Origin of the sequence: Streptomyces sp. LX-29 (genome assembly GCF_029541745.1) — a bacterium.
In the GTDB taxonomy this organism is placed as follows: domain Bacteria; phylum Actinomycetota; class Actinomycetes; order Streptomycetales; family Streptomycetaceae; genus Streptomyces.
In genome coordinates this window covers 5491456-5514783 of record NZ_CP089746.1, presented here as the reverse complement: position 1 = coordinate 5514783, position 23328 = coordinate 5491456, and the positions used below count along the sequence as shown (strand labels likewise).

The window sequence follows — 23328 nt, the reverse complement described above, 5'->3', positions numbered from 1 at the left end:
AGGGGAGCGGGATCTTGATTGTGGAGCTAAGGAGAATTGAACTCCTGACCTCTTGCATGCCATGCAAGCGCTCTACCAACTGAGCTATAGCCCCGCTGTTCTTTGGTTTCGTCGGGGTTTTCCCCGCCGTCCCTGCGAACAAGAAGAACTTTAGCCTGCGCACCGCCAGAAAGTGAAATCCGGGGTTCGGAGGCCCTCCGGGACCGTCGTCGGAGGGCCTGCCCGAGGTCAGACGTCGTCGCCGAGCACCGGCTCCGGCAGCGTGCCGGCGTTGTGCTCCAGCAGGCGCCAGCCGCGCGCGCCCTCGCCCAGCACCGACCAGCAGCAGTTGGTCAGCCCGCCGAGCGCCTCCCAGGAGTGGGAGTCCAGCCCGAGCAGCCGGCCGATGGTCGTGCGGATGGTGCCGCCGTGGCTGACCACCACCAGCGTGCCGCCGTCCGGCAGCTTCTCGGCGGCGGCGCGGACCACCGGCGCCGCCCGGTCGGCGACCTCAGTCTCCAGCTCGCCGCCACCGCGTCGCACGGGCTCACCGCGCTTCCACGCGGCGTACTGCTCGCCGAAGCGCTCGATGATCTCCTCGTGCGTGAGCCCCTGCCAGTGGCCGGCGTAGGTCTCCCGGAGCCCGGCGTCGTGCGCGACCTCCAGGCCGGTGACGGCCGCGAGCTCGGCCGCGGTGGCCGTGGCCCGCTTGAGGTCGGAGGCGATGATCGCGTCCGGCTTCATCGAGGCCAGCAGCCGGGCGGCCCGGCGCGCCTGCGCGACGCCGGTCTCGGTCAGCTCGATGTCCGTGGAGCCCTGGAAGCGGCGCTCCAGGTTCCAGGAGGTCTGGCCGTGCCGCCACAGCACGATGCGACGGCCGCGACCGCCCTTGCTTCCGTTCAGTGGAACTCACCGTCCGGGCCGCCGTCCCCGGCCGCGGCCTGGGCCTGGGCGTACTCCGCCGCCTTGCCGCGGGTCGCGACGGCGTCGGCGGGCAGCTCCAGCTGCGGGCAGTCCTTCCACAGCCGCTCCAGGGCGTAGAAGACGCGCTCCTCGCTGTGCTGGACGTGGACCACGATGTCGACGTAGTCCAGCAGCACCCAGCGGGCCTCGCGGTCGCCCTCACGGCGGACCGGCTTCGCGTTCAGCTCCTTGTTCAGCCGCTCCTCGATCTCGTCGACGATCGACTTGACCTGGCGGTCGTTGGGGGCCGAGGCCAGCAGGAAGGCGTCGGTGATGGAGAGCACGTCGCTGACGTCGTACGCGATGATGTCGTGCGCGAGCTTGTCGGCGGCCGCCTGGGCGGCGGCGTTGATGAGCTCGATGGAACGGTCCGTGGCGGTCACAAGCAGGCTTTCGGCTCGGGGTCGATGTGGGGATGTCCGGCAGGTCCGGACCACCGAGCGACTCGCACACGCGTACGACCCGTCGGCGGGATGTGGTACCTCAAGGGTCTCACGGCCCACCATCACCTCCGCCAGCCGTTTGTTCGGGCGGGGTCCGCACCGCGCGGGGCGAGCGGCCACGGCGCCGCCGGAGAAGCGCGCGGCCGGGGGCCGGACACCGCCCACCGCGCGGGAACGCGGGCGACGCACCCGGCTGGGACCACATCGCGCTCGCCCACCACAGGCCGGCACCCCACCGCGCGAGGACACGCACACGCACCACAGGCCGGCACCCCACCGCGCGAGGACACGCACACGCGCCACACACAGGCCGCACCCCACCGCGCGGGACACGCACACGCCCACAGGCCGGCACCCCACCGCGCGAGGACGGGCGCGCGGCACGGGCCACACCGCGCGGAGTGGAATGCGCGCGGACCGCCATCCCCCTCGGATCCCCCTCGACCGCCCCGTGCCGGCCGGCGGCACGCCGGGCGAACGCGCCGGAGGCGCGGTCCGCCCGCCCGGACCGCGCCTCCAGATCTCCCGTTTCCTGCGCCGGGCCTTCCTTCCGCGGGCCCGGCTTGGGCCCCCGCGGGGCCCGGCACGGCCCGTCAGGGCCCCGCGCTCAGCCCACCGAACCCTTGTAGTCCTTGCCCAGGACCACCGTGACGTCGGCGTTGGAGGCACCCTTGCCCTTCTTCACGGCGGTCACCGGCAGCCCCAGGGTCTTGGCGACCTCCTGGGCCTGCTCGGCCTGCCGCTCGTCGGCGTAGGTGACGTTGGAGGCCGGCTGCGGACCGCCGGTGTTGCCGGCGGCGACGACCGTGAAGCCGCCGTTGACCAGCGCGACCTGGGCGGCGCCGGCGGCGCCCTCCTTGCCGCTGGCGTCACGCACGCTGACCCGCGGCGCCCCGCCCGGGTCGGTGTTCTTGACGGTGCCGCCGAGGATGTCCTTCACCATCTGCTCGGTGGCCTGCTCGCTGAGCGTGCCGTCCTGCCGCACCGGCAGCAGCGTGGTGGCGTACGAGCCGGTCTTGGCCTGCTCGGCGAGGCCGGCCAGCGAGGCGCCGAGCTGCTTCTCGGTGAGCGATGGGTCCGGGATCTGGGCGAGCGACTGCACGGTGACGGTCGCGTCGTCCGCGTCGCTGGAGAGCTTCTTCAGGACGGCCTGCATGACCTGGCCGAACCGGGCCAACTGCTTGGTCTGCGGCTCGGCCGGCTCGCGGTGGGTGGCGTACGCGACCGCCGCGCGACCGTTGAGCGACTGCTCCTTGCCCGGCTTGACCAGCGGGCCCTCGCCCTTCTTCGGGGAGGGGACGGTCACATCGGTGTCCAGGGCGATGCCGCCGACCAGCTCGACCAGGTTCTCCAGGTACGGCGTGTGCAGCTGCCAGGTGCCCTCGATCTTCGCGCCGAGCAGGGTGGAGAGGGCGTCGCGCGTCGCGTCCGTGCCCTCGTCCTCCACCGACTTGCCGAGCGTCGTGGAACCGCCGTCCTCGGTCGCGACGGCGAGCGCGTTCGGCAGCAGGACGGTGGTGCCCTTCTTGGTGGTCTCGTTGGTCACCAGGAGCGCCGTGGAGCTGTCGCCGCCCCGGGTCTCCTTCAGATGGACCACGATCACGTCGCGCTGCTGCGGGCCGCCCGCCTGGGCCGCCTTCTCCTCGCCGCCGCCGAGGCCCGGAAGCTTGCCCGCGTACCAGAGGTAGCCGACGCCGCCGACCGCTGCCAGCGCCAGCACGACCACCAGCGCGATCACGCGGTTGCGGGCCTTGCGCTTGCGCTCGTCGCGCCGCTCGGTCCGGGTCTCGGCGAACTTCAGCCAGTCGATGACGTCCTCGGAGTCCTCGTCGGGCTCTTCGAGGAAGGAGAACTGCTCGGTGCGGTACGGCCCGGCCTCGGGCTCCCGGCCCGGCTCCTGCCCGGGCTCAGCGGAGCGCCGACGCCCGCCCGCGCGGGGCTCCCGAACGGCGCCGGAGCCGGGACGGGGCTCCTCCTCGCGCTGCGGCGGCACGACGGGCTGCTGCCGCGTCACCCCGGCGGCTCCCGTCGCCCCAGCGGCTCTCGTGCCCCCGGCGACTCCCGGGGCCCCGGCGACTCCCGTCTCAGCCGCCCCCGCGGCCCCGTAGGGCGCGTAGTCCGCCCCTCCGGCGCCCTGCTGGGGGTAGCCCTGCCCCGGGTACCCCTGTGGGGCGTACGCGGGGCTCTGCGACCCGGTGTAGGACTGCGGCTGCTGCTGCCCCTGCCCGCCGTAGCCGTCCGGTCCTTGGGCGCGCTGGCCGTAGGCGTCGGCACCGTACGGGTCGTACTGCTGGGGCACCTGCTGGCCGTATGCCTCGTACGGGTCGTAGGAGGCATAGGGGTCGTACGTCTGCGGTGGCTGCGCTGGCTGTTGCGCGTCCTGCCGCACCGACTGCGGCTGTTGGTACACCGGTCGGCCGTAGGCGTCGTAGCCGTACGCCTGCGGTTGCGGTTGCCCGCCGTACGGATCCTGCGGTGCGTACGGGTCCTGTCCGTCGTTCACCGGGGGTGCCCCTTCAGCAGTCGTGCCGGTACAGCTCGCGCTTGTCGATGTAGCGCACCACACCGTCCGGCACCAGATACCAGACCGGTTCGCCCTTGGCGACCCGGGCGCGGCAGTCGGAGGACGAGATCGCCAGCGCCGGCACCTCGACCAGGGAGACGCCACCGGCCGGGAAGCCGGGATCGGCCAGTATGTGCCCGGGCCGGGTCACCCCGATGAAGTGGGCCAGCGAGAACAGCTCCTCGGCGTCCCGCCAGGTGAGGATCTGGGCCAGCGCGTCCGCGCCGGTGATGAAGAACAGGTCCGCGTCACCGTTCTCCGCGCGCAGATCGCGCAGGGTGTCGGTGGTGTACGTGGGACCGCCGCGGTCGATGTCGATGCGGCTGACCGAGAACTGGGGGTTGGAGGCGGTGGCGATCACCGTCATCAGGTAGCGGTCCTCCGCCGGGGACACCTTCTTGTGGCTCTTCTGCCACGGCTGCCCGGTGGGCACGAACACCACCTCGTCGAGGTGGAACTGCGCGGCCACCTCGCTGGCCGCGACCAGGTGACCGTGGTGGATGGGGTCGAACGTCCCACCCATGACACCGAGCCGCCGCTTCGCGGGCCCTCTCTGCTCTCCCATGCGTGCAGACCCTACTGCGCGCGGTGGACGGCCAAGGCCGCAGGTGGTCGTGCGTGACCGCACGACCCGGCTCTACGGGGGCCCACCGCGGCGCAGCGGCCGTGTGGTCCCGGCTCAGCGGTCCCGGTTGAAGCGGGTGGTGATCCACAGCATCAGGAGCAGCACGACGAGCGCACCGCCGCCGGTCACATAGGGGCTGATGCTCTCGTGGGTGTCCACGTGCTCGCCACCGGAGGCGAGGGTGGCCAGGGTGTGCGCGGTGCTGTAAGCGGTCATCGTCGCCAGGACCTATCCAGGATGTGAGCGGGCGAAGTCGTCTGCCACATCGTATGCGGTGTCCCTGCGTCAGTCCCGCCCGCCGTACCCCCTCAGCAGGAACCACCCCAGCAGCACGGCTCCCACGACGCCGACCACGATGACCGTGCGGAGGATCCAGCCGGGTCCCTGGTCCTTGGAGGTGGCGGCGAGCAGTTCGGTGGTCACGGCGGCCACACCAGTCATCTCGGGCATGCCTCCACGGTAACCACTCCGCCCCGAGGACCTAGGGTGGGGGCATGTCGGGGGACGGGACCACGGCCGCGGCGCGGCCGCACCGGGGCGCAGGGGCGCCGACAGCCCACTCGTAGGGGGTTTCGATGAGCGACAGCAGCACCGGCACCACGGGCTGGGAGAACCCGCCCGGCGGCGAGCGACGACGTTTCCCGGGCATCTCGTCCCGCGCATACGAACATCCCGCGGACCGCTCGGCGCTGGTGGCGCTGCGCAAGCTGAGCGGCTTCGACACCGTCTTCAAGACGCTCAGCGGACTGCTGCCGGAGCGCAGTCTGCGGCTGCTGTACCTGTCCGACTCGGTGCGGGTGAGCGACCGGCAGTTCGCGCACCTCAACGACATGCTGCGGGACGCCTGTTACGTCCTGGACCTGCCGAAGGTCCCGGCCATGTACGTCACCCAGGACCCGCGCCCGAACGCGATGTGCATCGGCCTGGACGAGCCGATGATCGTGGTGACCACCGGCCTGGTGGAGCTGCTCGACGAGGAGGAGATGCGGGCGGTCGTCGGCCACGAGGTGGGGCACGCCCTGTCCGGCCACGCCGTCTACCGGACGGTCCTGCTGTTCCTCACCAACTTCGCGCTCAAGGTCGCCTGGATCCCGCTGGGCAACGTCGCGGTGATGGCGATCGTCACGGCGCTGCGGGAGTGGTTCCGCAAGTCGGAGCTGTCCGCGGACCGCGCGGGGCTGTTGGTGGGGCAGGATCTGCATGCCTCGATGCGCGGGCTGATGAAGCTGGCCGGCGGCCACCATCTGCACGAGATGAACGTCGACGCGTTCCTGGAGCAGGCCGAGGAGTACGAGGCGGGCGGCGACCTGCGGGACTCGGTACTGAAGATCATGAACCTGCTGCCGCGCAGCCACCCGTTCACCACCGTGCGCGCCGCCGAGCTGAAGAAGTGGGCCACCGGCCGCGACTACCAGCGGATCATGGAGGGCCACTACCCGAGGCGCGACGAGGACAAGAACACCTCGGTGACCGACTCCTTCAAGGAGTCCGCCGCCCACTACGCCGACTCCGTCCGCAGGAGCAAGGACCCGCTGATGGGGTTCGTCCGCGACGTCGCCGGGGGCGCGGGGGACCTGGGCGGTCGGCTGCGGGACCGGTTCGGCGCCGGAGGGGGCGCCGGGGGCACGTCGTCGGACAAGGGGCCCGACCGCTCGTAGCGACCGCGCCGCGGGGCTCGCGGGCTGTCGCGGCGAAGACCGTAGCGAAGACCGCGGGGTCGCGGCGAAGACCGCGGGGTCGCGTGGCGTGGGGTCTGGTGCGGGGGTCGTATGGCGCGGGGGCGTATGGCTCGGGGGCGTATGACGTGGGTCCTCGTCACCCGTCGTCCCCGGCCGGCAGGCCGCTGGGCTGGGCGCTGGGGGCGAGCAGACCGCAGGCGGCGAGCGGGGCGTCGTGGCTGAGGGCGAAGGGGTCGGTGGGGCTGGGGGCCTCCGAGCCGGCCCGCTGGCCGGCCAGGAGCGGCCTCAGGTACGCGGCGGAGTCGGCGGCGCAGGACTGGGGGCCGGCCTGGACCCGGCTCTGCACGACCTCGACGCGGTGGTCGCGGAGGTCTTCGTGGTCCAGGCGCAGCCGGAGCTCGCGGCGCACGGTGTACAGCGAGGCGGGCGCGGAGGTCTCGGCGCCCGCCGGCCGCACGGCGTAGACGTAGGTGTGCGCGGCGGTGACCTCCAGCGCGCTGGAGGTGGCCTCGTCGACGGTGAAGGTGCCGCGCACCCGCACCGGCTCGTCGGCGAGCGCCACCTGGGCCGGGTCGAACCGGATCAGCCAGCCGGTGACGGCGTGCCGCCCGTCGGCGGCGGGCCGCTCCAGGCTCTGCTCGAACTGCCCGTACTGGGCCGCGTCGAGGAGCAGCCGCACCGGCTGTGTGGCGGCGCCCCGGACCACTTCACGGTCGACGGCGGACGCCACCACGTAGTCCCTGGCGGTGGTGAGCGCGCTCATCACCTGGCTCTCGGAGAAGTTGTCGGTGCGCCGCGCGGGCGGCAGGGTGACGCCGTCGGCGCCGCCGCGGTACTGGTCGGCGCGGCTGTGCCGGAACAGGTCGGCCGGCGATCCGCCGGGCACGGGGTCGGCGGGGGCGAGCGGGATCACGGTGCTGCGCAGCGTCTCGGCGGGCCGCGGGCGGGGTTCCTGGTAGGGGTGGCGCACGCCCATGTAGACGGCCGCCGCGAAGGCCGCGGCTATGAGGATGACCAGGATGACGGCCTGCCGGGAGGCCCTGGCGCGGGACCAGAGGTGCCGACTACGGACGGCAGGCGCGTGGTCACCCTGGCGCTCCTCGGCCGAGAACTCCTGGAGGCGGGCAGCCCGGACGAAGTCCTCGTCGAAGACGACGGAACGGTACTCGTCGTCAGCACCTCCCGGGACGCCCTCGGGTGTCCCCTCGGGAGGGTCTCCACGCCCGGCCATAACACAAGAGTAGGTCGCGAAGGCCGACGGTAAACGCGGTGCGGGCGACCATCTCGGACGGGCCGGACCACGCGGCCGGAACGGCCCCGGAAACGCCGGGCGACACGGTCGGAGCGGGGTCGGAGGACATCGCGCGGTGGGACCGTCGCCCGGGCGGGAAGGCCGCGGGGGCGGGAGCGGGGTCCGGCCGGGGAGGGGGCCACGGGACCCGGTCAGCGGCTCGTCGGCGACACGGCCGGAGCGTGGGCACCGGCCCGGTCGAGGGAGGCCGCACGGCGCGGCCCGCGCCCGTCGCGGAACATCGCGCGGCGCGATCCCCGGGACGGGCGGGGAGAGGGCGTCAGGGAGAGCGCTGCACCGCGGACGCCGGAGGCGCTCCGGTGGAGGCGGAGACGGACGGCAGCGCGCCCGAGCGGTCCCCGGAGGGGCTGTCGACGCCGGTGCTCGTGGGCGGCGCGACGGGGTCCTGGCGGCCGCTGGAGGCACCGCGGTAGACCGCGGCGAAGGCGAGGGCCACCACGCCGATGCCCATGAGCACGGCGAGCAGCCAGGCGACGGGGCGGTGCCAGCGCGCATGGCCGTGGTAGGGGCGCCCGGCGCTGCCGTAGCGCCCGTAGGGACCGAAGGCGTCGTCCTCGTCGCCGTCCGCGCCCCGACCGGGGCCGAACCGGTCGTCGACGCCGCGCTCGTCGTCGGGGTCGTAGCCGAAGTCGCCGTCGGGGCCGTACCCCTCGTCGTAGAGATCGTCGTCGGAGGGGCCGCCGCGGCTGCGCCGGCGCGAAGCCTCGGCCTCGGCGCGGGCCTGCGCGGCGGCCAGCATCCGCTCGACCGCGGTGGGCTCGTGGATCTCCGCGGACCGCACGAAGTCCTCGTCGAAGATCACGGTGGCGAAGGCGTCCTCCGCGTCCCCGTGGCTGCGCTCGTCGGGCTCATCGCCGTCCGGGAACGGCCTGCCCCCCACGTCGTCCGGCACCCCATCAGGGTAGACCGGAGCGGTCAATTTGGGCAGGGCGGAAAAGAATTCAGCCCTGACCGGGGGGGCCCGGGGCAGCGGAGGGCGCCGGTCCGGGACGGGCGCGACCGCCGGGGCGGCCGACCGCCCCGGCGGCTCCCCGCGAGGCTCAACGGGTGTGGCCGTCGCCGGTGACGATGTACTTGGTCGAGGTCAGCTCCGGCAGGCCCATCGGGCCCCGCGCGTGCAGCTTCTGCGTGGAGATGCCGATCTCGGCGCCGAAGCCGAACTGGCCGCCGTCGGTGAAGCGGGTGGAGGCGTTGACCGCGACCGTCGTGGAGTCCACCAGACGGGTGAACCGGCGAGCCGCCTCCTGTGACGTGGTGACGATCGCCTCGGTGTGCCCGGAGGACCACAGCCGGATGTGTCGCACGGCCGCGTCCAGCGAGTCCACGACGGCCGCCGCGATGTCGTACGAGAGGTACTCGGTCTCCCAGTCCTCGACGACCGCCGGCACGACCGTCGCCTGGGAGCCCTCGGACAGGGCCAGCACCCGCTCGTCGGCGTGCACCGTCACCCCCGCCTCGGCCAGCGCCGCAAGCGCCCGGGGCATGAACTCGGCGGCGATGTCCTGGTGCACCAGCAGCGTCTCGGCGGCGTTGCACACGCTCGGCCGCTGGGCCTTGGAGTTGACCAGGATCCGCACCGCGGTGTCGAGGTCGGCCTGCGCGTCCACGTACACATGGCAGTTGCCGGTGCCGGTCTCGATCACCGGGACGGTGGACTCCTCGACGACGGTGCGGATGAGCGAGGCGCCGCCGCGCGGGATCAGCACGTCCACCAGGCCGCGGGCGCGCATCAGCTCGCGCACCGACTCGCGGCTCTCGCCGGGCACCAACTGCACCGCGTCGGCGGGCAGTCCGGCCCCGCCGACGGCGTCGCGCAACACGGTCACCAGCGCGCTGTTGGACTGGTACGCGGAGGAAGAGCCGCGCAGCAGCACCGCGTTGCCCGACTTGAGGCAGAGGGCGGCGGCGTCGACCGTCACGTTCGGCCGGGCCTCGTAGATGATGCCGACGACGCCGAGCGGGACCCGGACCTGGCGCAGGTCGATCCCGTTGGGCAGGGTCGAGCCGCGCACCACCTCGCCGACCGGGTCCGGCAGCGCCACCACGTCGCGCACGTCGGAGGCGATGGCCCGCACCCGCTCGGGGGTGAGGGTCAGCCGGTCGACGATCGACTCGCTGGTGCCGGCCTCGCGGGCGCGCGCCACGTCGACCGCGTTGGCCTCGACGATCTCCTTGGTGCGGACCTCCAGCGCGTCGGCCATCGCCAGCAGGGCGTCGTCCTTGGCGGCGCGCGGCATCGGGGCGAGATCGGCGGCCGCGCTCTGGGCCCGGTAGGCGGCCTGGAGGACCGGAGACTTCGGCCAGGGGTTGGCGAGCGGCGAGGTGGATGCGCTGGTCATGCCCGCAGCCTACTGAGGCGGCGGGACGACACCGCCCGCTATCCCGCCTTTCGAGACGATGTTCTCCATAATGAGACACGCCGCATGAGACGCGCCATGAGGCACGTCCCGAGGGACATGGCTTCACCGGAGACGACTCCCGGAGCGGCCCCCGCCCCAGGACGTGACCTGGGCCGCACGGGCACGGGCCGGCCTCAGAAGGGGTGCACGCCGACCGGGGACGCGGCCAGCGGGCCGTGCCCCTCCGCTATCCGCTGGTGATACGTCTCGCGGCCGATCACCTCGAGGCCGACGATCTCCCACGGCGGCAGCTGGGCGGTGGAGCGGTGCTCGCCCCACAGACGCAGCGCCACCGCCGCCGCGTCGTGCAGGTCCCGAGCCTCTTCCCAGTAGCGAATCTCCGCGTGGTCGCTCGCATAGCGGCTGGTGAGCAGGAACGGGTGGTCGTGGGCGAGCCGCTCCAGGGCCCGCCGGACCTCCGCCAGGGGCGCCGCGGCGCCCGACAGACTGAGCGTGACATGCCACAGCCGGGAGCCCTCGTGCCCGTCCCCGCTCGGCACCGACGCCGTACGGTTTCGCGTCCCGCCGATCTCGTCACCGCTCCCGACACTGGTCAGGGTGCGCTCCGCCGTCCCTCGGGGCAGCGCCCCCGGGCGCCCTCGTCTCACCGACGGCCTCCTGTCGATCGCCGCTCCGTCCGCGCGCGGACGGAGGCTGTGGTGCTCTCTCCCGGCATGGAGCCGCGCTGCGCTTACGGCCCCGTAAACAAAGTTGACCAGTCCCGGGGCGAGCGCGGGGCGGTTTTACAGAAGGTCTCCGGGGATTCACCGCTCCGGTGCCCGGGTGGGTGGAACCCGTGGCCCCGGTGGCGCCCACCACAGTCCCGGGAGGCGCCCATCGCGGCGGAGATGTGACGCCCGTCAGGGATGCAGCACGACCAGGTCGTCGCGGTGCACGATCTCCCGCTCATAGGCGGAGCCGAGCTCCCGCGCGAGGTCGCGGGTGGAGCGCCCCAGCAGCCGGGGGATCTCCTTGGCGTCGAAGTTGACCAGGCCGCGGGCGATCGGCCGGCCCTGGGCGTCCCGCAGCTCGACCGGGTCCCCTGCGGTGAAGTCGCCCTCGACGGCCGCCACACCTGCCGGCAGCAGCGAGGTGCGTCGCTCCACGACGGCCCGCACCGCGCCGTCGTCGAGGGTGAGCGCCCCGCGCGGGGTGGAGGCGTGCGCCAGCCACAGCAGGCGGTCCCGGGAGCGCCGGCCGGTGGGGTGGAAGTAGGTGCCGGTGGCGCGGCCCAGCAGCGCGTCGGCGGCCTGGCTGGCGGCGGTCAGCACCACCGGGATGCCGGCCGCCGCGGCGATCCGGGCCGCCTCGACCTTGGTGACCATGCCGCCGGTGCCGACGCCGGCCCGACCCGCGCTGCCGATCGAGACACCGTCGAGATCCCGTGGCCCCCGCACCTCGGCGATACGGCTGGTGCCGGGCAGCGACGGATCGCCGTCGTACAGACCGTCGACGTCGGAGAGCAGCACCAGCAGGTCGGCCTTGACCAGATGGGCCACCAGGGCGGCGAGCCGGTCGTTGTCGCCGAAGCGGATCTCGTCCGTGGCGACCGTGTCGTTCTCGTTGACGATGGGGACGGCGCCCATGGCCAGCAGCTGGTCCAGGGTGCGGGTGGCGTTGCGGTAGTGGGCGCGGCGGCTGGTGTCGTCGGTGGTGAGCAGCACCTGTCCGACACGCCGGCCGTAGCGGGCGAAGGAGGCGGTGTAGCGGGCCACCAGGAGGCCCTGGCCGACGCTGGCGGCGGCCTGCTGGCGGGCGAGGTCACGGGGGCGCCGGTCCAGGCCCAACGGCGCCAGACCGGCGGCGATGGCGCCGGAGGAGACCAGCACGATCTCCTTCTCGGCCGCGCCGCCCTCGCCCCCGTCCCCCTTGCCGGCGGCGCCCAGGACCTTGGCGACGACGTCGACGAGGGCGTCGACACGGTCGGCGTCCAGCCCGCCCGCCGCGGTGGTGAGCGACGAAGAGCCGATCTTGACCACGATCCTGCGGGCCTCGACGACCTTGGTGCGCTCCGCCCGTGCCGCCGCCGACCCGTCCTGCCCTGCCACGCCGTCCCCTTGCCTTCCCGTTGTCCATCCGCAGTCCCGCTGCCTCCGCGCCACCGCGCGGGAGCCGGAACCGCCGTTTCCGTCGTCCGCAATCTACGTCAGTGGAGCCGGGGGCCGCCGCCCGGTTTCAGCGGGTGGACGGTGCGATTGGTCCCGGTTGGAGATGAATCACGTCACCGTAGATTGTCACCGGGGCTGGCGGCGTCATACGGTCGGTGGTCGGCCCCTTCCGCAACCTCGCACGTCCTTCCGACGTCTACGGGTGGAACAGGCGGCCAACCCCCGCTTTTGCACGAACCTCAGTCCCCGTCACTCCTGCCAGGAGCCCACCCCGTGCCCTCTGCCGGATCCTCCTCCCGCCGAGCCGTACAGCTGGCGGCGCTGCTCGCGATGGTGGTGTTCTTCGCCACTCAGCTCGCCGGCGCCCTGCTGCCGAACGTGCCGCTCCTCGTCGTCGCCTCGGCGGGTGGCCTCGCGCTCGACCTGTATCTCCAGCACAAGCAGCCTGGCCTGCTCTCCCTGCTGGGGAAGATCCGCTTCGACGTCGTGGTGCGGCAGCTGATCCGCGACATGTTCCTGCTGGTCGGGCTGGCGCGCGTGGACGGCATCGACCCGACGAGTGAGCACGCTCCGCTCGCCGTCGGTGTGCTGCTCTTCTACGTGGTCCACTTCGCCTGCCAGGCGGCCGCGGTGATGGTCCGCCGCACCCGCCAGCTGCCGTTCGTCACCCGCAACATCGACACGTCCGGGCTGCGGCTGACGGACGCGCCGCCGCGGCTCTTCGCCCGCCAGCACGCGCGCCGCCTGCTGCGTCTGGCGGTCCCGGTCACCGCCGGCCTGGTGGTCACCGCGGCCACCGAGAACGCCCTGCTGGGCGCCGTCGGTCTCGCCGTCGGCCTGCTGATCGGCATCGCCGGCACGATCCACCTGGCGAGCTGGCTGCTGCCGCGCAAGCGCGCGGTGAGCGAGCAGGCCGCCCTGGAGTGGCTGGACACGTGGCTGGCCGAGTACCAGCCGACCGTGGGCATGTACTTCTCCGGCGGCACCTCGTCGGCGTACCAGGCCAACATGTGGCTCTCCACCCTGGCCGCCCTCGACGGCAAGCCGATCATCGTGCTCCGCGAGCGCTTCATGGTCCAGAAGATCGACGCGACGGACATCCCGATCGTGTGCCTCCCCAAGGTCGCCAACCTCATGCGGCTGGAGCACTCCACCCTCAAGGTGCTGCTGCACCCGGCCAACTCCGGCAAGACCTCGCAGGTGCTGCGCATCCCGTCGATCAAGCACGCCTTCATCAACCACGGCGAGAGCGACAAGCTCTCCAGCTGCAACCCGTACGCCAAGGCGTACGACGAGGTCTGGGTGGCCGGCCCGGCCGCCCGCGAGCGCTACCAGCTCGCCGACATCGGCGTCGACGACCTCGACGTGGTCGAGGTGGGCCGCCCGCAGCTGGCCCCGATCCAGCCGTACGCCGGCAAGCCGACCGGTGAGTTCCTGAACGTCCTCTACGCCCCCACCTGGGAGGGCTGGGACGACAACCCGGGCAACACCTCGGTGATGCTGGCGGGCGAGAACATCGTCCGCGCCCTGCTGGCCGACCCGGCCGTGCGCCTGATCTACAAGCCGCACCCGATGACGGGCTCGGTGGTGCCGGAGGCCGGCGCCGCCAACCAGCGCATCAAGGCGATGATCGCCGAGGCGAACACCCAGCGTTCCGGCGCCCGTCCGGGCCCGGAGGCCGAGGCCGAGCTCACCCGCCGCGCGGAGGAGCTCAAGGCCCTCACCACCTCCACCTTCCGCCCCAGCGTGGACGAGATGGAGCGGATGCGGGTCCAGGGCGCCCCGGACCCGCACCGCGCGGCCCGCGTCGAGGAGGCCATGGCCACCTGGGAGAACGCCTTCTGGGCCTCGCTGCCCGCGTGGGAGCACCAGATCGTCACCGGCCCGCGCCCGGCGATCTTCAACTGCTTCAACCAGGCCGACGTGCTGATCAGCGACGTCTCCAGTGTGGTCTCGGACTACCTGAGCAGCGAGAAGCCGTACGCGGTGGCGAACACCAGCGGCATGTCGGAGGAGGAGTTCAGGGCGGGCTTCCCGACCGTGCGCGCCGCCATGATCCTCACCCCGGAGGCCACGGAGGTCCCGGCGCTGCTGGACGCGGTCCGCAACCCGGAGCACGACACCCTCGCCGCCGAGCGCGCCGAGCTCAAGGAGCACCTGCTCGGCCCGTCCGACCCGCCGTCGCTGGCCCGCTTCAACCAGGCGGCCCTCGACCTGCGCGCCGAGGCCGAGGAGCGCGCGGTCCGCATGGAGGCCCGGCTCGCGGCCGAGTTCCCCGGGCAGCGCGAGGCCAATGACGCGGCCGAGGAGATGGAGATGGAGGCCGGCGCCGACATCTCCGACGCCTCGGAGGAGACCGCGGGGGTCTGATCCCGCCCGGCACCCGCACCGGCAGTACCCGAAGCCCCTCGGAGGACGTCCTCCGAGGGGCTTCGCCGTACGCACCGTCGCCTCCGGGGCGGCGGGGAGGGGGCGAGGGGCAGATCGGCTGGTTCGGGTACGCGCCGTACGCGCCCGGGGCTGCGCCGCCCTTTTCTGACCCACAGGGCCACGGTCGGCGGTCCGGGGCACACAGAAGCCCGCAGGGCCCCGTACGTCTCGTACGGGGCCCTGCGGGCTCTTCAGGGGCGTGCCGGGGCCCACCCCGGTCGCGGGTGCCCGGACCGCTCCGGGACGCCCGTAGGGCCTGCCCGGAACCGCCGAGGTCGCCGGTTAGAACGGGTCGAACTCGTCGTACTCCCGCTCCGCGTCGTCCCGCTCCGCGTCGCGCTCGCGGCGGCGCTGGGCGGCCGGGCGCGGGGCCTCGAAGCGGTGGTCCTCGCCACGGCGGCCGAGCATCTCGGCGCCGGCGGAGATGGTGGGCTCCCAGTCGAAGACCACGGCGTTCTCCTCGGGGCCGATGGCCACGCCGTCGCCCGCGCGGGCACCGGCCTTCACCAGCTCCTCCTCGACGCCGAGGCGGTTGAGGCGGTCGGCCAGATAGCCCACGGCCTCGTCGTTGTTGAAGTCGGTCTGGCGGACCCAGCGCTCCGGCTTCTCGCCGCGGACGCGGAAGAGGCCGTCCGCCTCGACGGTGACGGTGAAGCCCGCGTCGTCCACGGCCTTCGGCCGGATGACGATCCGGGTCGCCTCCTCCTTCGGCTTCGCCGCCCGCGCCTCGGCAACGATCTTCGCAAGCGCGAAGGAGAGATCCTTGAGGCCGCTGCGCGAGACCGCGGAGACCTCGAAGATCTGGTAGCCGCGGGACTCCAGCTCGGGGCGGATGATGTCGGCGAGGTCCTGGCCGTCGGGGATGTCGACCTTGTTGAGCACGACGATCCGCGGCCGGTCGCCCAGGCCGCCGTACTCCGCCAGCTCGGACTCGATGACGTCCAGGTCGGTCAGCGGGTCGCGCTCGGACTCCAGCGTGGCGGTGTCCAGCACGTGCACCAGCACCGAGCAGCGCTCGACGTGGCGCAGGAACTCCAGGCCCAGGCCCTTGCCCTGGCTGGCGCCGGGGATCAGACCCGGCACGTCGGCGATGGTGTAGACCGTCGAACCGGCGGTCACCACGCCGAGGTTGGGCACCAGGGTGGTGAACGGGTAGTCGGCGATCTTCGGCTTGGCGGCGGAGAGCACCGAGATCAGCGAGGACTTGCCCGCGCTCGGGTAGCCCACCAGCGCGACGTCCGCGACGGTCTTCAGCTCCAGGACGATGTCGCCGGTGTCGCCGGGCTCGCCCAGCAGCGCGAAGCCCGGGGCCTTGCGGCGGGCCGAGGCGAGCGCGGCGTTCCCGAGGCCCCCGCGGCCGCCCTGGGCGGCGATGAAGCGGGTGCCGTGGCCGACCAGGTCGGCCAGCACGTTCCCCCGGCTGTCCTGGACGACGGTGCCGTCCGGGACGGGCAGGATCAGGTCCGTGCCGTCCTTGCCGGAGCGGTTGCCGCCCTCGCCGGGCTTGCCGTTGGTGGCCTTGCGGTGCGGGCTGTGGTGGTAGTCGAGGAGCGTGGTGACGGACTGGTCGACGACCAGGATCACATCGCCGCCACGGCCGCCGTTGCCCCCGTCGGGGCCGCCGAGCGGCTTGAACTTCTCGCGGTGCACGGAGGCGCAGCCGTGGCCTCCGTTACCCGCGGCGACGTGCAGCTCGACGCGGTCCACGAAGGTGGTCATGACGGTTGCCTCCTGCTGTGGCTGTGCATACGGGAAATCTGCGGGATGTACTTCTGGGGTAACACGCCGAGGGCGGACCGTCTTCCCCGCGTGGCGGGGAAGGGCGGTCCGCCCTCGGAAGGTGCTGTGTCGCTCCTGGTGGAACCGAGATTACTCGGCGACCGGAACGATGTTCACGACCTTGCGGCCGCGGAAGGTGCCGAACTGCACCGCACCGGCGGCCAGCGCGAACAGCGTGTCGTCACCGCCACGGCCGACGCCCGTGCCCGGGTGGAAGTGGGTGCCACGCTGACGGACCAGGATCTCACCGGCGTTGACGACCTGACCGCCGAAGCGCTTCACGCCGAGCCGCTGAGCGTTGGAGTCGCGACCGTTCCGAGTGGACGATGCGCCCTTCTTGTGTGCCATGTCTCCTCAGTCCCTTACTTCGCCGGAGCGTCGATGCCGGTGATCTTCAGCGCGGTGTGCAGCTGGCGGTGGCCGATCCGCTTCTTGTAACCGGTCTTGTTCTTGTACTTCTGGATGCGGATCTTGTCGCCCTTGTGGTGGTCCACAACCTCGGCCTGGACCTTCACGCCGGCCAGGACCCACGGGTCGCTGGTGACCGAGTCGCCGTCGACGACGAGCAGGGTCGAGAGCTCGACGGTGTCGCCGACCTTGCTGGTGGAAATGCGGTCAACCTCGATGACGTCGCCCACAGAAACCTTCTGCTGGCGGCCGCCGGTGCGCACGATCGCGTACACGCGGAACTCTCTCTCGCTCGAAAACGGACCTCTGATGCCAGCCGCTCGCAGGGACCAGGGGTCCATGACCATCCATGAAGGACGAGCGGCCTCTCCCGAGGGACCGGGAGGTGATTGCTCAGGGGTGTGGCGTACAGACGCCGACGGTCAAGATTACGGGCCCCTCGGCTACCGGTCAAACCGGGCCACCCGACACCGGGCGTCACCCTCCCCCGGCCGGCCCCCATGGGCTCCCACCGGCGCCCGAACCGGCCCGCACCGGCTCCCGATCGACCGCCCCGGGCCACCCCGGCGGCCCCGGGCCGGTCCGGCCGCTCGGCGGCCCCGGGCGGTGTCACACCGTCCGGGAACGACGTCGCCGCCCGGAGCGCGGCTCCGGGCGGCGACGGGACGCGCTGAAGGTCAGCCCTCCGTGGAAGCGGTGACGGACGAGAGCGTCTGCTCCGCCGCCGCGGCCTTCTTGGTGGCGCTCTTCTTGGCCGTCGTCTTCTTGGCGGTCGCCTTCTTGGTCGTCGCCTTCTTCGCGACGGTCTTCTTGGCGGCCGTCTTCTTGGCGGTGGCCTTCTTCGCCGGGGCCTTCTTGGCGGCCTTGCGGGCCGTCTTCTTGGCCGGCGCCGCGACCTCGGCCTCAGCCTCGGTCGCCACCGCCTCGGCCGGAGCCTCAGCGGGGGCCTCGGCCACGGCCTCGGCGGCCGGGGTGGCCACGACGACCACGGCCGTGTCCTCGGCGCCTGCCGGCGAACCGGCCGGAGCCGACACCTTCCGGGTCACCCGACGACGGGCACGCGGCGCCGCCACGGGCTCCGGCTGGGCCTCGGGCTCGGCGACGACCGCCGGCGCCTCGGACGCCGCCACGGCCTCGCTCACGGCCTCGGCCACGACCTCCGCCACGACCTCCGGCTCCACGACCACCGGCTCCGCGGCCTTCGGCGCACCCGCCGGGGCGGTCGCCTTACGGGTCACCCGGCGACGGGCACGGCCACGACCGCGCATCGCCGCGGCCTCGGCCTCGGCGGCGCTGCTGTAGAGCTCCTCGTCGGGCGCGAACGCCGGCTCGGGGAGCGCCTGCGGCTCGGCGACCTCGGCGGCGACCTCGGCCACCGTCTCGGCCGCCTCCGGCTCCGGCAGCTCCTCCACGAGCTGCTCGGGCTCGGCCTGCGGGGCACCGGCACCGGCCTTCTTCTTCTTGCGCTTGCCGCCGCCACCGACCGACGTCGGCTGGTCCATGTGGACGATGACGCCGCGGCCGTTGCAGTGCACGCAGGACTCGGAGAAGGACTCCAGCAGACCCTGGCCGACCCGCTTGCGGGTCATCTGGACCAGACCCAGCGAGGTGACCTCGGCCACCTGGTGCTTGGTGCGGTCCCGGCCCAGGCACTCCAGCAGGCGGCGCAGCACCAGGTCGCGGTTGGACTCCAGCACCATGTCGATGAAGTCGATCACGATGATGCCGCCGAGGTCGCGCAGCCGCAGCTGGCGCACGATCTCCTCGGCCGCCTCCAGGTTGTTCCTGGTGACCGTCTCCTCCAGGTTGCCGCCCTGGCCGGTGAACTTGCCGGTGTTGACGTCGACCACGACCATCGCCTCGGTCCGGTCGATGACCAGCGAGCCGCCGCTGGGCAGCCAGACCTTGCGGTCCAGCGCCTTCATCAGCTGCTCGTCGATGCGGTACGTGGCGAAGACGTCGACGTCCGAGGTCCACTTCTGGAGCCGGTCCGCCAGGTCCGGCGCCACGTTGGAGACGTATCCGTGGATGGTCTCCCATGCGCCGTCACCGCTGACGATGACCTTGGAGAAGTCCTCGTTGAAGATGTCGCGGACGACGCGCACGGTCATGTCCGGCTCGCCGTACAGCAGCGTCGGGGCGCCGCCGCTCTTCGCCTTCTTCTGGATCTCCTCCCACTGCGCCTGGAGCCGCTCGACGTCGCGGCGCAGCTCGTCCTCGCTGGCGCCCTCCGCCGCGGTGCGCACGATGACGCCCGCGTCCTCGGGGACGATCTTCTTGAGGATCTGCTTCAGCCGGGCCCGCTCGGTGTCGGGCAGCTTGCGGCTGATGCCGGTCATCGAGCCCTCGGGCACGTACACCAGGTAGCGGCCGGGCAGGGAGACCTGGCTGGTCAGCCGGGCGCCCTTGTGGCCGATCGGGTCCTTGGTGACCTGGACCAGCACGGACTGCCCGGACTTCAGGGCGGTCTCGATCCGGCGCGGGCCGTTGGCCAGACCCAGCGCCTCGAAGTTCACCTCACCGGCGTACAGGACGGCGTTGCGGCCCTTGCCGATGTCGACGAACGCGGCCTCCATCGACGGCAGCACGTTCTGGACCTTGCCCAGGTAGACGTTGCCGACGTAGCTGTTGGACTGCTCCTTGTTGACGAAGTGCTCGACGAGGACGTTGTCCTCCAGCACGCCGATCTGGGTGCGGTCGCCGTTCTGACGCACGACCATGACCCGCTCGACGGCCTCGCGGCGCGCCAGGAACTCGGCCTCGGTGATGATCGGCACCCGGCGGCGGCCCTGCTCACGGCCCTCGCGGCGGCGCTGCTTCTTCGCCTCCAGACGGGTCGAGCCCTTGATGGACTGCACCTCGTCCGAGGGCTCCTCGCGCTTGCGCGGCTCGCGGATCTTGACGACCGTGCGCTCCGGCTCGTCCGCGCCGGGCTCGCCCTCGACGGCGTCGCCGCTGCGCCGACGCCGACGGCGGCGGCGACGGCTGCTGCTGGAGCCGGCCCCGACCAGGGCGTCCTCGTCCTCGGCGGGCTCTTCGCCCTCGGCCTCCGCCTCGGCACCCTCGGTCTCGGCTTCGGTCTCGGCCTCTTCCTCGAGCCGCTCCTCGCCGCCCTCGGCCTCCGCGGCCTCACCACGGCGACGACGACGGCCGCCGCGGCGACGACGACGCGGACGGTCGCCCGGCTCCTCCTCGTCCGCCTCGGCCTCGACCGGCTCGGCGACGCCCTCGGCCTCCGCCTCGGCGGTCTCCAGGGCCTCCTCGGCCTCCACGCGCTCCTCGACCGGCTCGCCGCGCCGACGACGGCGACGGCGGCTGGCGGCGGGGCGCAGCGGCTCGGCCTCCTCGGCCTCGACCTCGACAGCCTCCTCGGCCTCGACCGCCTCCTCGGCGGCCGCGCGCTCCTCGGCGGCGGCGAGCGCCGCCGTCTCCGGGGTCTGGAACATCGGCTCGGTGAACACCGGGGCCTGGAACAGGGCCGTCGGCGGGCGCACGGCCCGGCGGCGGGACCGCGCGGGGGCCTCCGGCGCGGGCTCCTCGGCCACGGGTGCGGCAGCGGGCTCCGATCGGACCGGCTCCGGCTTCGTCACCGGCGCGGGCTCGACGGCCTCCGCGGTCGGCGTCTCGGGGGCGGTGGCCTTGCGGGAGGCACGGCGACGGGTCCGCGCGGGCTTCGCCTCGGCCTCGACCACCGGCTCCGGCTCGGCGACGGGCGCCTCGGCCTCGACCGCCTCCTCCGCGACCTCCGTGGGCGCGGGGGCGGTGACCTTACGCGTGGCACGACGACGCGTCCGCGCGGGCTTCGCCTCGGCGACAGGCTCCACGACCGGCTCCGGCTCCACGACCGTCTCGGCGACGGGCACCTCGGCCTCGACGACCTCTTCCGCGACCGGCTCGACGACCTCCGCGGGCGCGGGAGCGGTGACCTTACGTGTGGCACGACGACGCGCCCGCGCGGGCTTCACCTCAGCCTCGACCACCGGCTCCGCCTCGGCCACGGGCACCTCAGCCTCGACCTCTTCCGCGACCGGCTCGACGACCTCCGCGGGCGCCGGAGCGGTGACCTTACGCGTGGCACGACGACGCGCCCGCGCGGGCTTCACCTCAGCCTCGACCACCGGCTCCGCCTCGGCGACAGGCGCCTCAGCCTCGACAGCCTCCTCGGCGACCGGCTCGGCAACCTCCGCGGGCGCGGGGGCAGCGACCTTACGCGTGGCACGACGACGCGCCCGCGCGGGCTTCACCTCAGCCTCGACCACCGGCTCCGCCTCGGCCACGGGCACCTCAGCCTCGACGACCTCCTCGGCGACCGGCTCGGCAACCTCCGCGGGCGCCGGGGCGGCGACCTTACGCGTGGCACGACGACGCGTCCGTGGGGGCTTCGCCTCGGCGACCGGCTCCACGACCGGCTCGGCAGCGGCCGACTCGGCCTCCTCCGTCGGTATGGCGGCAGCGGCGGAGGCGGAGGCGACAGCGTCGTCACTCAGCGTCGCCGTCGGCGGGCCGGCCGGCCTGGAGGCCGCGCGGCGCCGACGCCGCGGCGGCAGGGTGTCGCTGGGGCTGTTGTTGTTGTCCTGCCCGGTACCGGTCGTGCCGGCGGCACCGCCATCGGCGGCCCGTCCTCGCGCGTCCGACTGGTCCTGGGGCTCAGTGGGCTCAATTGATTCGAGCATGCGGGCGGTTCTCCCGTCACGCTCCCGGGCGCCGCGCCGGGTTCCGGGCGCGGCACGCGCAATGCGCGACTGCCACCGTCCGGGGCGCGGGCGCCACACGGGAGCTCTTGTCTCGCTCGCCGGGACCCGAAAGGCGGGGACCGGCGAAAGTCTCCTGGTCAGTGCGCCTGCCGGACCCGGGTGGCTCCCTGGTACCTCGGCGGCGCATCGACGGCGGTCCTACCCGGAACCTTCCGCCGCCTTCGCGGCGGCCAGTCCGGCGGCCGTGGATGGGGCGGCCGTGACTGCCTCGCGGTCGGGCGCGAGCGGGTCGGTCACCGTGCCGGTCTCCTCATCGAGCAGCCCCTGCGCCAGCCTGGTCACCGCTGCGGGGACCGGCGGCGCCAGGTCGGCCGTGGCGCGGAGGCCGGACAGGACGTCGTCGGGCCGTACGGCAGGTGTCTCGTGCCGCACAACCAGCCGCAGTATCGCACAGGCACCGTCGCTGGGCCTATCGGCCGCGGGTGCGACCGCTGCGAGCCGGGCCACGGCGCCCCGGGTGTCGAAGGTGCGGACGCCGTTCTTGGTCCTGCGCTGGACCTCGACGGTCTCCGCGGCGAGGAAGGCCGCGACGGCCCGCTCGGCCTCGGTGACCTCGACCCCGTCGAGCCGGATCTCCCACACCGACGCCTGCAGCCGGTCGGCCAGGCCCGAGGTGCGGGCCTCGACGGCCTCGGTGATGTCGAGCCCGGTCGGCAGCGACTCGTCGAGCAGCCGGCGCAGCGTCTCCGGTTCGCGGGCCTCGGCGAGCTGGATCTCCAGGTACTCGGCCTCGCTGCCGGTGCCGGTGGGGGCGGCGTTGGCGTACGACACCTTCGGGTGCGGGGTGAAGCCCGCCGAGTAGGCCATGGGCACCTCGGCGCGCCGCAGCGCACGCTCGAAGGCACGCTGGAAGTCGCGGTGGCTGGTGAAGCGGAGGCGGCCGCGCTTGGTGTACCGAAGGCGGATGCGCTGCACCGCGGGTGCGGGCGGCGGGCCTTCGGGCTGTCGCTTGCCCAGTGGAAATTCTCCTTGTGTACATCGAGCCGTGGCGCGGTCCCCGCCTCGGCGGGGACGCTTCCGGCCGCCGCCATCCCGGCGTCGTCCGGTCCGGATCACCGCCCCGTCGGCGGTGACACTTCGCGCCCAGTCCTTTGCTCTAGAGTACGCGCCTTCACCGGCCGCGGTTCCCGCCGGTCACGGCCGGCTACGCGCGCGGCGCGCCGAACAGCGCCCGCCGCACCTCGGCGGTGACCTGCCGCACGACGGTGGCGACCGGGCGCCACACGTAGTCGCGGACGCCGTGCAGCACCGGCCGCAGCAGACCGCGCCAGACCCATCCGACGGGGATGACGATCACCCAGCGGAACAGGGTGGAGACGATCCCCCAGAGGAAGCGAGCGACGTGGCCGGCGACCTGCCAGGCCCAGCCGAGGACCGTTCCGACACCGCGGCAGATCGGCCCCAGCACATAGCGCCAGAGCGCGACCAGCGGCACCACCACCGTGTAGCGCACCACGAAGGTGATGACGGCCCAGATTCCGCGTGCCACCCAGGAGATGGCGTGGCCGATCGGCGTCAGCACAAAACGGTAGAGGGCCACGAGCGGGACGACGAAGAGGTGGCGGCCGAGCCAGACGAGCCCGCGGCCGAGGGGCGTCAGCAGCACCCGGTAGAGCCACCCCGCGGGGACCACCAGCAGATGGTGCAGCAGCCATCCCACGGCCGTGACGAGTGCCCGCAGCGGCACCACGACGAGGATGTTGAGGAGCCAGGCCAGGGCGCGCCCGAGCGGGAGCAGCAGCCAGCGGTACAGGGCCCGGCCGCAGGCGGTCAGCGCCTCCCACAGCAGGCGCAGGGGAACGACGACGATCAACGCCACGATCCGCACCGGGAGCAGGAAAGCCCTGGTCAGACATCCACCTCCGGGTTCCTGACGCGGAGCTGGA

General features: G+C 73.2%; 19 protein-coding genes and 1 tRNA gene. 2 read left to right on the top strand and 18 right to left on the bottom strand.

Annotation, left to right across the window (positions count from 1 at the left end; genetic code table 11):
- Positions 1-21: 21 nt before the first annotated feature.
- The 7 genes from LRS74_RS23180 to LRS74_RS23150 form a co-directional block, all read right to left on the bottom strand.
- Positions 22-94 (bottom strand) — tRNA-Ala (locus tag LRS74_RS23180).
- A gap of 134 nt (positions 95-228) precedes the next feature.
- Positions 229-882 carry a histidine phosphatase family protein gene (locus tag LRS74_RS23175; protein WP_277744887.1) on the bottom strand — a complete coding sequence of 218 codons (654 nt, stop codon included), beginning with the start codon at positions 880-882 and terminating at the stop codon, positions 229-231.
- Positions 879-1325, bottom strand: a complete 447-nt coding sequence (rsfS, locus tag LRS74_RS23170; RefSeq protein ID WP_277742818.1) for a ribosome silencing factor — start codon at positions 1323-1325, stop codon at positions 879-881. The genes LRS74_RS23175 and rsfS overlap by 4 nt, the downstream gene beginning before the upstream one ends.
- 667 nt (positions 1326-1992) lie before the next feature.
- Positions 1993-3888, bottom strand: a complete 1896-nt coding sequence (locus LRS74_RS23165; protein WP_277742817.1) for a LytR C-terminal domain-containing protein — start codon at positions 3886-3888, stop codon at positions 1993-1995.
- Between the two features lie 13 nt (positions 3889-3901).
- Positions 3902-4513 carry a nicotinate-nucleotide adenylyltransferase gene (gene nadD, locus LRS74_RS23160; RefSeq protein ID WP_144383597.1) on the bottom strand — a complete coding sequence of 204 codons (612 nt, stop codon included), beginning with the start codon at positions 4511-4513 and terminating at the stop codon, positions 3902-3904.
- 114 nt (positions 4514-4627) lie between these two features.
- Positions 4628-4789: a hypothetical protein gene (locus LRS74_RS23155; RefSeq protein ID WP_277742816.1), complete on the bottom strand. Its 162-nt coding sequence runs from the start codon at positions 4787-4789 to the stop codon at positions 4628-4630.
- A gap of 69 nt (positions 4790-4858) precedes the next feature.
- A complete protein-coding gene (locus LRS74_RS23150) occupies positions 4859-5023 on the bottom strand; it encodes a hypothetical protein (RefSeq protein WP_186319035.1) in 165 nt (54 codons plus the stop codon).
- Positions 5024-5148: 125 nt separating this feature from the next.
- Here LRS74_RS23150 and LRS74_RS23145 point away from each other — a divergent pair, with 125 nt between their 5' ends.
- Positions 5149-6231 (top strand): M48 family metallopeptidase, encoded by a 1083-nt coding sequence (locus tag LRS74_RS23145; RefSeq protein WP_277742815.1) that lies wholly within the window; start codon positions 5149-5151, stop codon positions 6229-6231.
- A 157-nt stretch (positions 6232-6388) separates the two neighbouring features.
- Here LRS74_RS23145 and LRS74_RS23140 read toward each other — a convergent pair whose 3' ends face one another.
- The 5 genes from LRS74_RS23140 to proB all read right to left on the bottom strand — a co-directional run bounded on the left by LRS74_RS23140 (position 6389) and on the right by proB (position 12011).
- Entirely contained in the window at positions 6389-7483 is a 1095-nt protein-coding gene (locus LRS74_RS23140) for a hypothetical protein (protein ID WP_277742814.1), read from the bottom strand.
- 340 nt (positions 7484-7823) lie between these two features.
- Positions 7824-8456 carry a hypothetical protein gene (locus LRS74_RS23135; protein ID WP_277742813.1) on the bottom strand — a complete coding sequence of 211 codons (633 nt, stop codon included), beginning with the start codon at positions 8454-8456 and terminating at the stop codon, positions 7824-7826.
- Positions 8457-8604: 148 nt separating this feature from the next.
- Positions 8605-9903: a glutamate-5-semialdehyde dehydrogenase gene (locus LRS74_RS23130; RefSeq protein ID WP_277742812.1), complete on the bottom strand. Its 1299-nt coding sequence runs from the start codon at positions 9901-9903 to the stop codon at positions 8605-8607.
- 194 nt (positions 9904-10097) lie between these two features.
- Entirely contained in the window at positions 10098-10571 is a 474-nt protein-coding gene (locus tag LRS74_RS23125; protein WP_277742811.1) for a hypothetical protein, read from the bottom strand.
- 252 nt (positions 10572-10823) lie between these two features.
- Positions 10824-12011 (bottom strand): glutamate 5-kinase, encoded by a 1188-nt coding sequence (gene proB / locus LRS74_RS23120; protein ID WP_277742810.1) that lies wholly within the window; start codon positions 12009-12011, stop codon positions 10824-10826.
- Between the two features lie 333 nt (positions 12012-12344).
- Here proB and LRS74_RS23115 point away from each other — a divergent pair, with 333 nt between their 5' ends.
- Positions 12345-14441, top strand: a complete 2097-nt coding sequence (locus LRS74_RS23115; protein WP_277742809.1) for a hypothetical protein — start codon at positions 12345-12347, stop codon at positions 14439-14441.
- 342 nt (positions 14442-14783) lie between these two features.
- Here LRS74_RS23115 and obgE read toward each other — a convergent pair whose 3' ends face one another.
- The 6 genes from obgE to LRS74_RS23085 all read right to left on the bottom strand — a co-directional run bounded on the left by obgE (position 14784) and on the right by LRS74_RS23085 (position 23270).
- The gene (gene obgE, locus LRS74_RS23110; RefSeq protein ID WP_277742808.1) at positions 14784-16220 is read right to left on the bottom strand and encodes a GTPase ObgE; all 1437 of its coding nucleotides are present in this window, start codon (positions 16218-16220) and stop codon (positions 14784-14786) included.
- Positions 16221-16370: 150 nt separating this feature from the next.
- Positions 16371-16628: a 50S ribosomal protein L27 gene (rpmA, locus tag LRS74_RS23105; protein ID WP_144383588.1), complete on the bottom strand. Its 258-nt coding sequence runs from the start codon at positions 16626-16628 to the stop codon at positions 16371-16373.
- 14 nt (positions 16629-16642) lie between these two features.
- Positions 16643-16963, bottom strand: coding sequence for a 50S ribosomal protein L21 (gene rplU, locus LRS74_RS23100; RefSeq protein ID WP_144383587.1), 321 nt, complete (start codon positions 16961-16963; stop codon positions 16643-16645).
- 402 nt (positions 16964-17365) lie between these two features.
- Positions 17366-21361: an Rne/Rng family ribonuclease gene (locus tag LRS74_RS23095; protein ID WP_277742807.1), complete on the bottom strand. Its 3996-nt coding sequence runs from the start codon at positions 21359-21361 to the stop codon at positions 17366-17368.
- 219 nt (positions 21362-21580) lie between these two features.
- Positions 21581-22357, bottom strand: coding sequence for a TIGR03936 family radical SAM-associated protein (locus LRS74_RS23090; protein WP_277742806.1), 777 nt, complete (start codon positions 22355-22357; stop codon positions 21581-21583).
- Between the two features lie 229 nt (positions 22358-22586).
- The gene (locus LRS74_RS23085; RefSeq protein WP_277742805.1) at positions 22587-23270 is read right to left on the bottom strand and encodes a hypothetical protein; all 684 of its coding nucleotides are present in this window, start codon (positions 23268-23270) and stop codon (positions 22587-22589) included.
- Positions 23271-23328 lie beyond the last annotated feature (58 nt).